Below are 12,489 nucleotides of genomic sequence, written 5' to 3'. Positions count from 1 at the left end.
CGGCCGGGGCTCACGGCGTGCGGCGGCGCAGCAGCCAGAGCAGATACGGCGGGCCGAGGACGGCGACCACCAGCCCGGCGGGCAGCTGGTCGGGCGCGATGGCCGTGCGCCCGAAGGTGTCTGAGACCGAGACCAGCGCCGCGCCCAGCAGCACCGCCAGTGGGACGAACCACCGGTGGTCGCGGCCGACGAGCATCCGGGCCATATGCGGGGCGGCCAGCCCGACGAAGCTGATCACCCCGACGCCGATCACCGCCGTCGCCGAGAGCAGCACTGCCAGCAGCAGCACCGTCGAACGCACTCGGGCGGTGCGCACGCCGAGCACCTGCGGGGTGTGGTCGTCCAGCGAGATCAGGTCCAGGTCCCGGCGCAGCAGCCAGACCACCGGGATCGCGGCCAGCAGCATCACCAGGATCGGCACCAGATCCTCGCCGCCGGCGCCGAAGGTCGAGCCGCCCAGGAAGGCGATGGCCATCGCCTGTTGATGCGGCATGGCCGAGGAGATCATCAGCTGGGTGAGCGCCTGCGCGGCGGTCATCAGCCCGATGCCGACCAGCACGACCTGCTGCGGAGAGCTGCGCCGCCCGCCGGCGAGCAGGAAGACCACCGCCCCGGCGACCAGCGAGCCGACTGTCGCCCCGGCCGACATCGACCAGGTCCCGGTGCCGAGGACGATCAGCGCCAGCACCGCCCCGGCGCCGCCGGAGGCGGCCACGCCGAGGATCCCCGGCTCGGCCAGCGGATTCCGGGTGACGGTCTGGACCAGGGCGCCGGCCAGGGCCAGCGCCCCGCCGGCCAGCAGCGCCGCCCCGACGCGGGGCGCCCGGAAGTCCAGCGAGAGCTCGATGGCCCGGGCGGCCTCTCCGGAGAGCCACAGCTGCAGATCGCCGAGCCGCAGCCACCAGTCCCCCAGCAGCATCCCGGCGCCGGCGAGCACGGCGACCAGCGCCGCGGCGGCGACGAGCATCAGCACTCGACGTCGCAGCCCCACGCCGGTGGGCAGGGCGACGGCGCTGATCTCCTGGCCGCCGCCGGTCGCCGGCATGCGCAGGGCGAGCACGATGAGGAAGACCGCGCCGAGCAGCGAGGTCACCACGCCGGTGGGGATGGACACGCCGAGGGTGCTCTCCCCCGCCCAGTCCGCCAGTGCCCGGACGCCGACGTCGGCGGCGACCACGATGAGCGCGCCGAGCAGCGCCGAGCCGGCCACGGCCCAGGTGAAGCGGCCGAAGCGGGTGAGCCGGCCGGCGAGCAGCCGGACGATCGCCGGGGCGCAGAGGCCGACGAAGCCCAGCGGCCCGACCATGGTCACCGCCGCGGCGGCCAGCACCACGGAGAGCACCAGCAGCAGCGCCCGCAGCCGCGCGACCCGCACCCCCAGGCTCTGCGCGGCGTCGGAGCCGAGGCCGAGCATGTCGGTGCTGCGCGCCAGGAGCAGCAGGCCCAGCGTCGCGACGCCGATGACCGGCAGCAGCGGCAGCAGCCCGTCCATGCCCGCCAGGTTCAACGTCCCCGCGCCCCAGAGGAAGAGTCCCTGGGTGGACTGCGAGTAGAGCATCATCAGCGCCGCGGTCACCGAGCTCATCCCCAGGGCGACCACAGTGCCGGCCAGCACCAGGCGGATCGGGGCCTGCTCGGAGAAGCCGGCGAGCAGCAGCACCGCCCCGGCGGCGGCCAGCCCGCCGAGGAAGGCCAATGCCGCGGAGCTGAGCATCGGCAGCGAGAGCCCGAAGGCGGCCGCGGCGGTGAGCGCCAGGTGGGCGCCGGCATTGACCGCCAGCGTGTCCGGCGAGGCCAGCGGGTTGCGGGTCATCGCCTGCAGCGCGCAGCCGGCCGCGCCCAGCGCGGCGCCGACGACGAGCCCGCCGACCAGTCGGGGCAGCCGCGAATCCATCGCGATGCCGCGCAGCAGCTGCCGGGTGGGGTCCTCGGCGGCCGCCGGGTCGGAGAAGACCGCGGCGAGCAGCTGGGCCGGCGTCGCCGTGGAGGTCCCCTGGGTCAGGTGCACGGCGGCCAGCACGACCAGCACGGCGGCGCCGAGGACCAGTGCGGCCGTCGCCGCCGCCCGGGCCCGCGCCGGGGCGTCGCGGCGCGGCGGGGCGGAAGCCCCGTCGTCGTCGAGGACCGGCGACGACGCCGTGCGGGTGCCGGGCAGGCTCATGCGCCGGCGTTCTCCCCGGCGTCCTCCCCGGTGTTCTCCTCGGTGTTCTCCTCGGCGTGCTCAGCGGCCGTCTCGGCCAGGTGCTCCACGACCTGCTGCGAGGAGGCCGGCCCGCCGTAGATCCACTGGCCGCGCAGCTGCTCGACGGCGTCGTGCTCGACGAAGCCCAGCGAGGTCCAGGCGCTGTTGTTCTCCAGCGACTCCAGAGCGTCGTCCGACTCCTCGGTGCCGAGCCAGCGGTAGAACAGCGTGTCCTCCGGCAGAGCGCTGAGCCCCTCGACGTCGGACTCGCTGATGCCCCAGATCTCGTCGCCGGACTTCTCCCAGGCGGTGGTCAGCCCGATCTCCTCACCGAGTGCCTGGACCTGCGCGCCCGAGCCGTGCATGCGGAAGGTGGCGGTGTTGCCCTCCACACTGGCGTAGGAGACGGTGAACGGGGTCCCCTCGGCCCCGGCCTCGGACAGCGTGGACCGAGCGTCGTCGAGCGTCTGCTCGTACTCGCTCCAGACCTCGTCGGCCTTCTCCTCGGCCCCCAGCAGCTCGGCGGTGGTGCGGAAGTTCTCCTCCATCGTGCCCAGCGGGTCCTGAGTGTCCGCGGAGGTCAGCAGGACGACCGGGGCGATCTCCTCGAGGTCTTCGATCTGGTCCTGCGGCACCGAGTTCGCCGACCCCAGGATCAGGTCCGGATTCGCCTGGCCGATCGCCTCCAGGCTGGGCTCCTGACGCTGGCCGACGTCGACGGCGTCCTCGGGCAGCTCCACGGCGGAGTTCCACTGCGCGAAGGTCTCGGCGTCGGCGATGCCGACCTGCTCGCCGCCGAGCGTCGCGACGTCCTCGGTCTGCGCCCACTCGAGCGTGACCACGCGGTCGGCGGGCTCCTCGAGGGTGACCTCCTCGCCGGAGTGGTCGGTGACGGTGATCGGGCCGGCGTCGCCGGAGGACTCCTCCTCGGAGCCGCCGACGTCGGTGGTGCCGCAGGCGGTCAGCGAGAGGGCGGCGACGGCCGCGAGCGAGAGCAGGCGCACCGGCTGGGCGGAGCGGAGGACGGTGGAGGACATCGAGGGGTTCCTTCGGTCGAGGTGGAGGGACGGGCCTGGTGCGGGCCCGCGGAGGGTATGTCGAACAGGTCAGGCCGGCACGGCGAGGGCCTCCTCGCCGGCGGCGCCGGAGATCTCGGCGCGGGCCGCCGAGGCGGCGGCGCGACGGCCGGTGCGCCGAGCGCGCACGGTCAGCCGCCCGTCGGGCATCTCGACGACGTCGACGGGCACGTCGTAGACCCGGCTGAGCCGGTCGGAGGTCATCACCTCCGCCGGCGCCCCGGCGGCGACGACTTCGCCCTCGGAGAGGAGCACGACGTGGTCGGCGATGTCGGCGGCCTGCTCGAGGTCGTGGAGCACCACCCCGATGGTCAGCCCGTGATCGTCGGCGAGGTCGCGGATGAGGTCCAGCAGGCTCATCTGGTGCTTCAGGTCCAGGAAGGTGGTCGGCTCGTCCAGCAGCAGCACGTCGGTCTGCTGGGCCAGACAGGCCGCCAGCCAGACGCGCTGCAGCTGACCGCCGGAGAGCTCGGCGACCGGCTGGTGCGCCAGCTCCTCCAGACCGGCCAGCGCCATGGCGCGTTCGACGGCCGCGGCCCCGCCGGGGTCGACGCGGGAGAGGCGGCCGCGGTGCGGATGGCGGCCGAAGCCGACGACGTCGACGACGGTCAGTCCGGTCGGCGTCGGGCGCTGCTGGGCCAGCACAGTGAGCCGCCGGGCGAAGGCGCGCGGCGAGTAGGAGGCGGCGTCGACGTCGTCGAGGCTGATCTCCCCCTCGGCGTCGGACAGCCGGCAGAGCCCGCGCAGCAGCGTGGTCTTGCCGCTGCCGTTGGGGCCGATCAGCGCGGTGACGCCGCCGGGGCGCAGCGCGACGTCGACGTCGTGCACCACGCGGCGGGCGCCGTAGGCCACGGAGACGCCGCGGCCGTCGAGCGGAGTGCTGCGAGCCTGATCCGTTGAATTTCGCACACGGGCATCTTACCTAATAACAGGCAGGCGCGCCTCACCTTTTTTCGGACAGAGGTCGGCCCCCGCCGCACAGGCGACGGGGGCCGGCCTCTTCTCCCGCATGGACGGAGTGGTTCAGCGGACGAGCGCCCGGATCAGCCGGCCGTGTCCACCCGCTCGCGCAGCTGCTGCAGCTCGTCGAGGATCGGCTGCGGCATCGAGTCGCCGAAGCGGTCGAACCAGATCTCGATGTCGTCGAGCTCGGCCCTCCACTCCGAGGGGTCGACGCGCAGCGAGTCCTCGAGCGCCTCGTCGGAGATGTCCAGCCCTTCGAGCTCCAGCGACTCCGGGGTCGGTGTGAGCCCGATCGGCGTCTCACGTGCCTCCGCACGGCCCTCGAGCCGCGCGATGATCCAGGTCAGCACGCGAGTGTTCTCCGCGAAGCCGGGCCAGGCGATCTTGCCGTCCCGGCCGCGGCGGAACCAGTTGACCAGGAAGATGCCGGGCAGCTTCTCCGGATCGGCGGCGCCGGAGACCTCGATCCAGTGCTTGAGGTAGTCCCCGGCGTCGTAGCCGATGAACGGCAGCATCGCCATCGGGTCGCGCCGCACCCGGCCGACTTCGCCGGCCGCGGCGGCGGTGGTCTCCGAGGACAGCGTCGCGCCGAAGAAGATGCCGTGGGTCCAGTCGCGAGCCTCGGTGACCAGCGGGATCGTGGTCTTCCGCCGGCCGCCGAAGAGGATCGCGTCCAGCGCGACCCCCTCCGGGGCGTGGAACTCCTCGGCGAGCATGTCGGTCTGCTCGATCGGTGTGCAGAACCGCGCGTTCGGATGTGCGGCCGGCCGATCGGCGTCGGGCGTCCAGTCCTCGCCCTTCCAATCGATCAGATGCGCCGGCGGCTCCTCGGTCAGGCCCTCCCACCAGACGCCGCCGTCGTCGGTCAGCGCGCAGTTGGTGAAGATGGAGTTGCCCTTCGCGATCGCCCGCATGGCGTTGGCGTTGGTGCTCCAGCCGGTGCCCGGGGCGACGCCGAAGTATCCGGTCTCTGGATTGATCGCGCGCAGCTCGCCGTCGTCGCCGGGGCGGATCCAGGTGATGTCGTCACCGAGGGTCTCGGCCGTCCAGCCCTCCAGCGTCGGGTCGATCAGCGCCAGATTGGTCTTGCCGCAGGCGGAGGGGAAGGCCCCGGAGATGTAGTGCGTGCGTCCCTGGGGGCTGGTGAGCTTGAGGATGAGCATGTGCTCGGCCAGCCAGCCCTCGTCGCGTCCCATCACCGATGCGATGCGCAGCGCGAAGCACTTCTTGCCCAGCAGCGCGTTGCCGCCGTAGCCGGAGCCGAAGGACCAGATCTCGCGGGTCTCCGGGAAGTGGACGATGTGCTTGTCGTCGTGGCACGGCCACGGGACGTCCTGCTCGCCCGGGGCCAGCGGCGCCCCGACCGAGTGCACGGCGGGGACGAACTCGGCGTCGAGCTCCTCCATCCGCGCCAGCGGCCGCGCGCCGATGCGCGTCATGATGCGCATCGAGGCCACCACGTAGGCCGAGTCGGTGATCTCGACGCCGAACTTCGGATCCGCGGCGTCCAGCGGACCCATGACGAAGGGGATGACGTACATCGTCCGCCCGGCCATGGAGCCGGAGAACAGGCCGCTCAGCGTCCGGCGCATCTCCTCAGGGTCACGCCAGTTGTTGGTGAACCCGGCGTCCTCCTCGCGCTCGGAGCAGATGAAGGTGCTCTCCTCCACGCGCGCGACGTCGGAGGGGTCGGAGAAGGCGGCGTAGGAGTTCGGGAACTCCGGGCTGGTGAGCCGGGTCAGGGTGCCGGCGGCGACGAGCTCGTCGGTGAGCCGTCGGTTCTCGGCCTCCCCGCCGTCCACCCAGTGGATGCGGTCGGGGGTCGTCAGCTCCGCGATCTGGCTGACGAATTCGTTCAGGGCTGTGTGCGTCGTCGGCGACTCCGCGACGATGTCAGCACCGGGCGTCATTGCAACGGTGGCGACCATTGTTTCCCTCCGTCGGGTTCTGCGGGCGCTGCTCGATCTCCGCGATGCAGGGCGGACTCTCTCCGTCTCGCCGGTGAGCCGGAGCCGATCGCCGGACACGCCGTCGTGTCCGCCGAAGCCCACATCTGTGATCCAGCAGGTGCTCATACTGTAGTGGTCCGCGCCCCTCCACTTCAGAGCGTGAGGCCGCATGACGGCACATCAATCGATTTGTGTGATGAATATCACGCACTGCGCTCCAGGAAAGCGCCGACCAAGACCGCCCCCGTCTCGCGCACCGAGACTCGGAGGCATCACGCCTCGGCCAGCGGGACGACCTTCGGCGTGCCCGACTGCGGGTCGCGGGTGATCTGGCAGGACAGCCCGAAGACGTCGGCGACCAGCTCGGCGGTGATGATCTCCTCGGGCGGTCCGGCGGCGGCGATCCGCCCGCCGTCGAGGACCACCATGTGGTCCGCCCAGCGGGCGGCCTGGTCGAGGTCGTGCAGCACGGCGACCACGGTCCTGCCCTGCTCGCGGATGGCGCGGCAGAGCCGCAGCACCTCCACCTGGTGGGCGAGGTCCAGGAACGACGTCGGCTCGTCGAGCAGCACATGCTCGGTGTCCTGGGCCAGGACCATCGCGATCCAGGCGCGCTGGCGCTGTCCGCCGGAGAGCTCGACCACCGGCGCCTCGGCGAACTCGGCGATGCCGGTGGCCACCATGGCGTCGGTGATCGCCTCGTCGTCGCCTGCGACCCACTGTCGCAGCGGCGAGTGGTACGGATGCCGACCGCGCGCGACGAGCCCGCGCACCGTCACACCGTCGGGCACCACCGGCGACTGCGGCAGCATCGCCACCCGGCGGGCGATGCGCCGAGACTTCCAACGGGTCAGCGGCGTGCCGTCGAGCAGCACCTCGCCGGCGCGCGGAGTCAGCGTCCGCGCCAGCGTCTTCAGCAGCGTCGACTTGCCGCAGCCATTGGGTCCGACGACGGCGGTCACCCGCCCGTCCGGGACCTCCAGGCTGAGATCCTCCAGGACCGGGCGCGCGCCGTAGCCGACGGTCAGCGACGCCGCGCGCAACGACGCCGACGGTCGTCCGGCGAGCTCCGCCGGGCGCACGTCGTCGTCGCCGTCGAGGCGCCGAGGCGTGCTCTCGATGAACTCAGGCACTGGCCCTCCTCCATTCCACGATCAGCAGATGGCCCAGGTAGACGCCGCCGACGCCGGCGGTGACGATGCCGACCGGCAGGCCGTCGAGGAACGGCAGCTGCTGGGCGGCCAGATCGGCCGAGACCAGGATCATCGCCCCCGCCAGCGCGGAGACGGCGAGGTTCGGCCCCGGCGCGCGGGTCAGCCGCCGGGCGATGTGCGGAGCGGTCAGCGCGACGAAGGAGATCGGCCCGGCGACGGCGACCGCCGCGGCGGCCAGCAGCACGGCCAGCACGATGGCCGCCGTCCGGGTGCTCGCGGCTCCCGAGCCGAGCGTGTCGGCGAGCTCGTCGCCCAGATCCATGGGCCGCAGCCGGTGGGCGATCAGCACCAGCGCGGGCAGCAGCACCGCCAGTGCGACGCCGATCAGCGTGGCATGCTCCATGCTGCGGGTGCCCAGCGAGCCCATCGTGTAGGCGGCGAGGTCGTGGGCGGCGTCATGCAGGGCGACGGCGACGACGTAGTGGGTCAGCGCCGTGGCCATCGAAGCCACGCCGATGCCGGTGACGATGACCCGCGCCGGCGAGGCGAAGCCCACTCCGCTGGACCACCAGACGAGCAGGATCGCGATCCCGGCGCCGGCCACTGCGCCGATCGGGGCCGGGACCATGCCGCTGCCGAGCAGCGTGGTCATCGCGACGCCCGCCCCGGCTCCGGCGCCGAGGCCGAGGACGTCCGGACTGCCCAGCGGGTTGCGGGTGACGGTCTGGAACAGCGACCCGGACAGGCCCAGGGCCAGCCCGACGCCGACGGCGGCCAGCAGCCGCGGTCCGCGCAGCCGCTCGAGGACGAACTGCACCTTGGCGTCGGCCTCGCCGGCGAGCGCGGCGACCGCCTCCGCGGGCGCCACCCCGAGACTCCCGGCCGAGAGGGTGACCAGCCCGCAGACCAGGATCAGCGCGCCCAGCACTGCAGCCACGGTCAGGCTCCGCGGAGAGACGGGCAGCGCGACGCGGGAGCCGAGGCGCAGCATGCGCGGGGCGGCACTGCGGGATCCGGGACGGGCAGCGGTCGCCGCCGCCGTCGCCGGAGCCTCCTGCCGCGCCGTCGTCGGCGGCGTCGTCGCGGTGCCCGACGGGGCTGCGGACGCCGGCGGCGCCTGCTCCCCCGCACGCTGGGTCGTCGTGCTCATGCCGCGACCCTCCCGCGACGGACGGCGGCCAGCAGGAACGGCGCGCCGACGAACGCGGTGACCGTGCCGACCATCACCTCCTGCGGCCAGGCGACGAGCCGGGCGACGACGTCGGCGGCCACCAGCAGCGCCGCGCCGAGCAGCACCGCGACCGGGATCTGCACCCGGTGGTCGGCGCCGACCAGTGCGCGGACGACATGCGGCACCGCCAGCCCGACGAAGGCGATCGGGCCGACGGCGGCGGTGGCCGCGGCGGCCAGCAGCGTGGCCGCGGCGATGGCGCCGAGCCGCACGCGTGCCACCGGAGCGCCCAGCGAGACGGCGACCTCCTCGCCCAGAGCCAGCGAGTTCAGCCCCGATCCGCAGGCCAGCGCCAGCAGCAGCCCCAGCACGATCGCCGGCAGCACGGTGACCAGCGTCTCGGGCGAGGCCCCGATGAGCGAGCCGACCACCCAGTGCCGGTAGGAGTCGAAGACCTCCGGCCGCAGCAGCGTCATCGACTGCACATAGGCGCCGAGCACGGCGGAGACCACTGCGCCGGCGAGCACCAGAGGCACCACGGAGGAGCCGCCGGCGCGGCGGCCCAGCAGATAGGAGATCAGCACCGCGACCACGGCTCCGGGCAGCGCGGCGAGCACGAGCATCTGGCCGGTGGCCGCCCCCAGCAGCGCGGTGACGGTGACGACTGAGGCGGAGGCGCCCATCGTCACGCCCAGCAGCCCGGGCTCGCCCAGCGGATTGCGCGTCACGCCCTGGATGAGCACGCCGGAGACCGCCAGGGCGGCGCCGACCACGGCACCGGTGAGCAGGCGCGGCACCCGGCCGGCGAGGACCATCTCCATGTAAGGGGCGCCGTCGCCGGTCAGCACGCGCCAGACCGGGCCGACGTCGACCGATCCTCCTCCGACGACGAGGCTCGCCGCGGCGGCGACCAGCAGCACCGCGGCGGCGAGGCCCAGCGCTGTCGCCGTCGGGACACGACGTCGACCCGCCGCCCGGAGTGCGGGCGGCGGGTCGACGTCGGAGGCGGAGCGTCCGGGCGCCGCCGTCGGCGGGGTCGCGGCGGACGCCGGACGGGTCTCCGGCTCAGTCCTGCTCGTGCTCAGCGACGGCCTCCTCGATCATCGGGACGTAGCGCTCCAGGACCCACGGCACCGTCAGCGGGTTGATCATCGACGAGGCGGTGACCAGCGCCGGGTCCTCCGGGGCAACCAACGCCCCTCGCTCGACGGCGGGAATGGACTGGTAGAGGTCCTGCGACTCGATCTCCTTCCGCGTCTCCGCGTCCGAGTAGAAGGTGAAGATCAGGTCCGAGTCGGAGAGCATGTCGGCGTTCTCCAGACCGATCATGGCCGAGTCGGTGCCTTCGACGTCGTACTCCTTCAGCTGCTCGCTCTCGGTGACGGGGTCCGGGGTGAGGCCGAGCTTGTCGACCATCGCCGCCCGCTGCTCGCTCGGATAGAAGACGCCGAGGGTCCCCGGGCCATCAGTGTAGGTGTAGGAGTAGGTGATGTCCTCCCACTCCGGACGGCTGGCCTGGTCGAACTGCGCCTCGATGTCCTCGATGAGGCCCTCGGCCTGGTCCTCCTTGCCCAGCGCCTTGGCCACCGTCTTGATCTGTCCGTCCCAGGTGACCGTCCAGGGCTCCTCTTTGTAGGCGACAGTCGGGGCAATGTCGGAGAGCACGTCGTACTGCTCCTGGTCGATGCCCGTCCAGGGAGCCAGGATGACGTCGGGCTCGAGGTCGACGATGGCCTCGACGTCCATCTCATCACCGCCGGTGAACAGCTCCGGCGGCTCGTCGCCGTTCTCCTGGACCGCCTCGTGGATCCAGGGCAGGTACCCGGATTCGTCGGCGCCCCAGGGGTACTCCTGCATTCCGACCGGGGTGACGCCGAGGGCGATGGCGGTCTCGGCGGATCCCTGACCGAGTGCCACCACGCGCTCGGGGTCCTCCTCGATCTGTGCGGTGCCGAGCGCGTGCTCGATGGTGATCTCTCCGGAGCCGTCGTCGGCGGAGCTGCCCCCGCCGCAGGCGGAGAGCGTCAGGGCGGCCAGGGCCGCGACGGCCGGCGTCGTCCGCCGCAGAGTCGGGTGAGGAGTCGGGTGAGTGCTCGTGGGCATCGGGGAAGACCTCCGGTGTCGGTGCTGGTGACGGCGGCCCGGTCGGGCCGTGAAGGATCCACCGACGTGATTAGATCAGCGGCGGATGACTCAATGCGAGTGAGCCTAACCTAACTCTCTGGCGATCGTGAACGCAGGTCGCTGGATGACGTGCTCGACGCTGCGGCCGGCCGCCACAGAACTCGCTCACTGCCGACCTGTGTGGCATCCCGCACACCAGGCGGCTCGAATTTGTCGACCCCGAACGGTGGATGTATAGTCGTACAAGTCGTGATCGCGGGGAGCGGTCACGGAGACAAGTGAACATGCGCCTATAGCTCAGCTGGATAGAGCGTCGGTCTACGGAACCGAAGGTCTGGGGTTCGAATCCCTATGGGCGCACCGCGCGAGAAGCCCCCGCATCCTGGTCAGCACAGGCATGCGGGGGCTTCTTCGTGCCCCGAAGTCGCAGGCCCGACGGGACTCTGGTGTAGCCATTAGTGCGGCCATTCCGCAGATTCATGCAGCCGCATCCAGCAGTGTTCTGGGCACCCCTCCCGTCGTGCAGACATTGTGTCCACACTGCTCCCCAGCGGCCCTGCCGGCGTCATAGCGCCCAGCAGATTCCCAGCGGCTACCGAGCCTGTAGTCACGACGCGCATGTAGCGTAGTCATCACCTCATCGAGGTGCGAGTGATCCGACCCCCGGATTGGCCTTCTATGCGTCCCTCAGCGCTGGTCATTCCGGGGGTCTTCTCTGTGCGCACCAAAGACGGCCGAGATCCCCTGACCCGACGCGGTCCGAGGCGTTATGCTCGCAGTTCCGAGACAACGATGTCCGGAGTGTCGCGGACGACTGCGCGGCATATAGGTGACCAGGGGGTCACCATGATGAGCTATCACGCAGAACGACGAGAGATCGCAGACCTGCTCGACCACACGCCCGACGAGTACGAGACGCTGCGCCCGACAGAGCTGGTGCCGATCCTGGACGCCTGGGCACACTGCGGATTCGTCCGAGAGGGACATGTCCCCGATCTGCTGCGCAGGCTGTGCGCCTGGGTCGACGGCTACGAGCATCACCGCACCGGCTGGTACCTGCTGGGACATCACCGAGGCCGCAATGACTGGATGAACATCGTCAAGTCCGCGAGCCCCGACGCGCTGGACCGCCGCACCTGGCGATGATCTGAAGCCTCAGGGTCTACTCACGGCCAATTCCCAGAAGAACCTCGTGGAGGACGCGCATGCTGACGACCACCTCGTATTGGGATGCGAGACTGCACCCCCGGTAAAGTAGGGCGCACGGCACCCCGGGGAGCCTATCTGCGACGTGATATCACGGGCCAACTCGGGGACTCTCGGCAGTTACTGCGCCGGCTCAAGCTCACTTGTGACGAACCACTTATGGTTGGTCATATCCATGCTGCCCGTCTCGATGTCGACCATGTAGGCGGTTTCATCAGTCACGCGCTCAATGACTGCTTCTGCTCCCTGCATGCCTGGCATGTGATCGGCATCGAGGGTGACCTCATCGCCGACCTGCAACGGGGCATCGCCAGGATCCTCGAGCTCCTCGTGGGCCACCCACTTATGATCGTCAACTGGGTCTCCACCAGTTGTCGGAGTGTAGGTCACCGAGTAGATCGTCGTGTCGTACGCTCCGGCAACGGTGGCCGTCGACCCCTTCATATTCTCCATGTGCCCGCCGGCGAGGACTGCTGTGGAGCCTACTGGATACTCGGGCGAGCTTGCCTTCTTGATCCCATCGGGCGCCGGGCCACCGTCATGGCCGTGCTGATGCTCGCCGCCTCCTTCGGAAGCACTAGGGGCCTCGGACTCTTCGTTCGTCGTAGTGCTGCATGCAGTGACCACGAGGACGCCTACTGCTGCCAATGCGGCCATGCGCATC

10 protein-coding genes and 1 tRNA gene are annotated in these 12,489 nt (G+C 71.5%); 2 read left to right on the top strand and 9 right to left on the bottom strand.

Going from position 1 to position 12,489, the window contains the following annotated elements; all coding sequences use genetic code 11:
- Positions 1 to 10: 10 nt before the first annotated feature.
- From GCL72_RS01770 to GCL72_RS01735, 8 genes are all read right to left on the bottom strand, one after another.
- Positions 11 to 2,161, bottom strand: coding sequence for an iron ABC transporter permease (locus tag GCL72_RS01770; RefSeq protein WP_153143000.1), 2,151 nt, complete (start codon positions 2,159 to 2,161; stop codon positions 11 to 13).
- Positions 2,158 to 3,219, bottom strand: a complete 1,062-nt coding sequence (locus GCL72_RS01765) for an ABC transporter substrate-binding protein (RefSeq protein WP_153142999.1) — start codon at positions 3,217 to 3,219, stop codon at positions 2,158 to 2,160. Before GCL72_RS01765 ends, GCL72_RS01770 begins: the two co-directional genes overlap by 4 nt.
- 69 nt (positions 3,220 to 3,288) lie before the next feature.
- On the bottom strand, positions 3,289 to 4,167 hold the full coding sequence (locus GCL72_RS01760; RefSeq protein WP_281347418.1) for an ABC transporter ATP-binding protein: 879 nt from the start codon (positions 4,165 to 4,167) through the stop codon (positions 3,289 to 3,291).
- Positions 4,168 to 4,301: 134 nt separating this feature from the next.
- Complete coding sequence (locus GCL72_RS01755) at positions 4,302 to 6,149, bottom strand: phosphoenolpyruvate carboxykinase (GTP) (RefSeq protein ID WP_246160962.1); 1,848 nt, start codon at positions 6,147 to 6,149, stop codon at positions 4,302 to 4,304.
- Between the two features lie 293 nt (positions 6,150 to 6,442).
- Positions 6,443 to 7,303, bottom strand: a complete 861-nt coding sequence (locus GCL72_RS01750) for an ABC transporter ATP-binding protein (RefSeq protein WP_153142998.1) — start codon at positions 7,301 to 7,303, stop codon at positions 6,443 to 6,445.
- Entirely contained in the window at positions 7,296 to 8,474 is a 1,179-nt protein-coding gene (locus GCL72_RS01745) for a FecCD family ABC transporter permease (protein WP_246160961.1), read from the bottom strand. The genes GCL72_RS01750 and GCL72_RS01745 overlap by 8 nt, the downstream gene beginning before the upstream one ends.
- A complete protein-coding gene (locus GCL72_RS01740; protein ID WP_246160960.1) occupies positions 8,471 to 9,415 on the bottom strand; it encodes a FecCD family ABC transporter permease in 945 nt (314 codons plus the stop codon). Before GCL72_RS01740 ends, GCL72_RS01745 begins: the two co-directional genes overlap by 4 nt.
- Before the next feature lie 145 nt (positions 9,416 to 9,560).
- Positions 9,561 to 10,598: an iron-siderophore ABC transporter substrate-binding protein gene (locus GCL72_RS01735; protein WP_153142996.1), complete on the bottom strand. Its 1,038-nt coding sequence runs from the start codon at positions 10,596 to 10,598 to the stop codon at positions 9,561 to 9,563.
- A 307-nt stretch (positions 10,599 to 10,905) separates the two neighbouring features.
- Here GCL72_RS01735 and GCL72_RS01730 point away from each other — a divergent pair.
- Both GCL72_RS01730 and GCL72_RS01725 read left to right on the top strand, forming a co-directional pair.
- Positions 10,906 to 10,979: transfer RNA gene (locus GCL72_RS01730), tRNA-Arg, on the top strand.
- Positions 10,980 to 11,468: 489 nt separating this feature from the next.
- Positions 11,469 to 11,765 carry a hypothetical protein gene (locus GCL72_RS01725; protein WP_153142995.1) on the top strand — a complete coding sequence of 99 codons (297 nt, stop codon included), beginning with the start codon at positions 11,469 to 11,471 and terminating at the stop codon, positions 11,763 to 11,765.
- A gap of 180 nt (positions 11,766 to 11,945) precedes the next feature.
- Here the strand turns inward: GCL72_RS01725 and GCL72_RS01720 are convergent, their stop codons facing one another.
- Positions 11,946 to 12,488 carry a YdhK family protein gene (locus GCL72_RS01720; protein WP_153142994.1) on the bottom strand — a complete coding sequence of 181 codons (543 nt, stop codon included), beginning with the start codon at positions 12,486 to 12,488 and terminating at the stop codon, positions 11,946 to 11,948.
- Position 12,489 lies beyond the last annotated feature (1 nt).

The organism is Nesterenkonia halophila (assembly GCF_009467795.1).
Classification (GTDB): domain Bacteria; phylum Actinomycetota; class Actinomycetes; order Actinomycetales; family Micrococcaceae; genus Nesterenkonia; species Nesterenkonia halobia.
The sequence above is the reverse complement of the archived record's forward strand: the minus strand, read 5'-3'. Positions and strand labels throughout refer to the sequence as shown.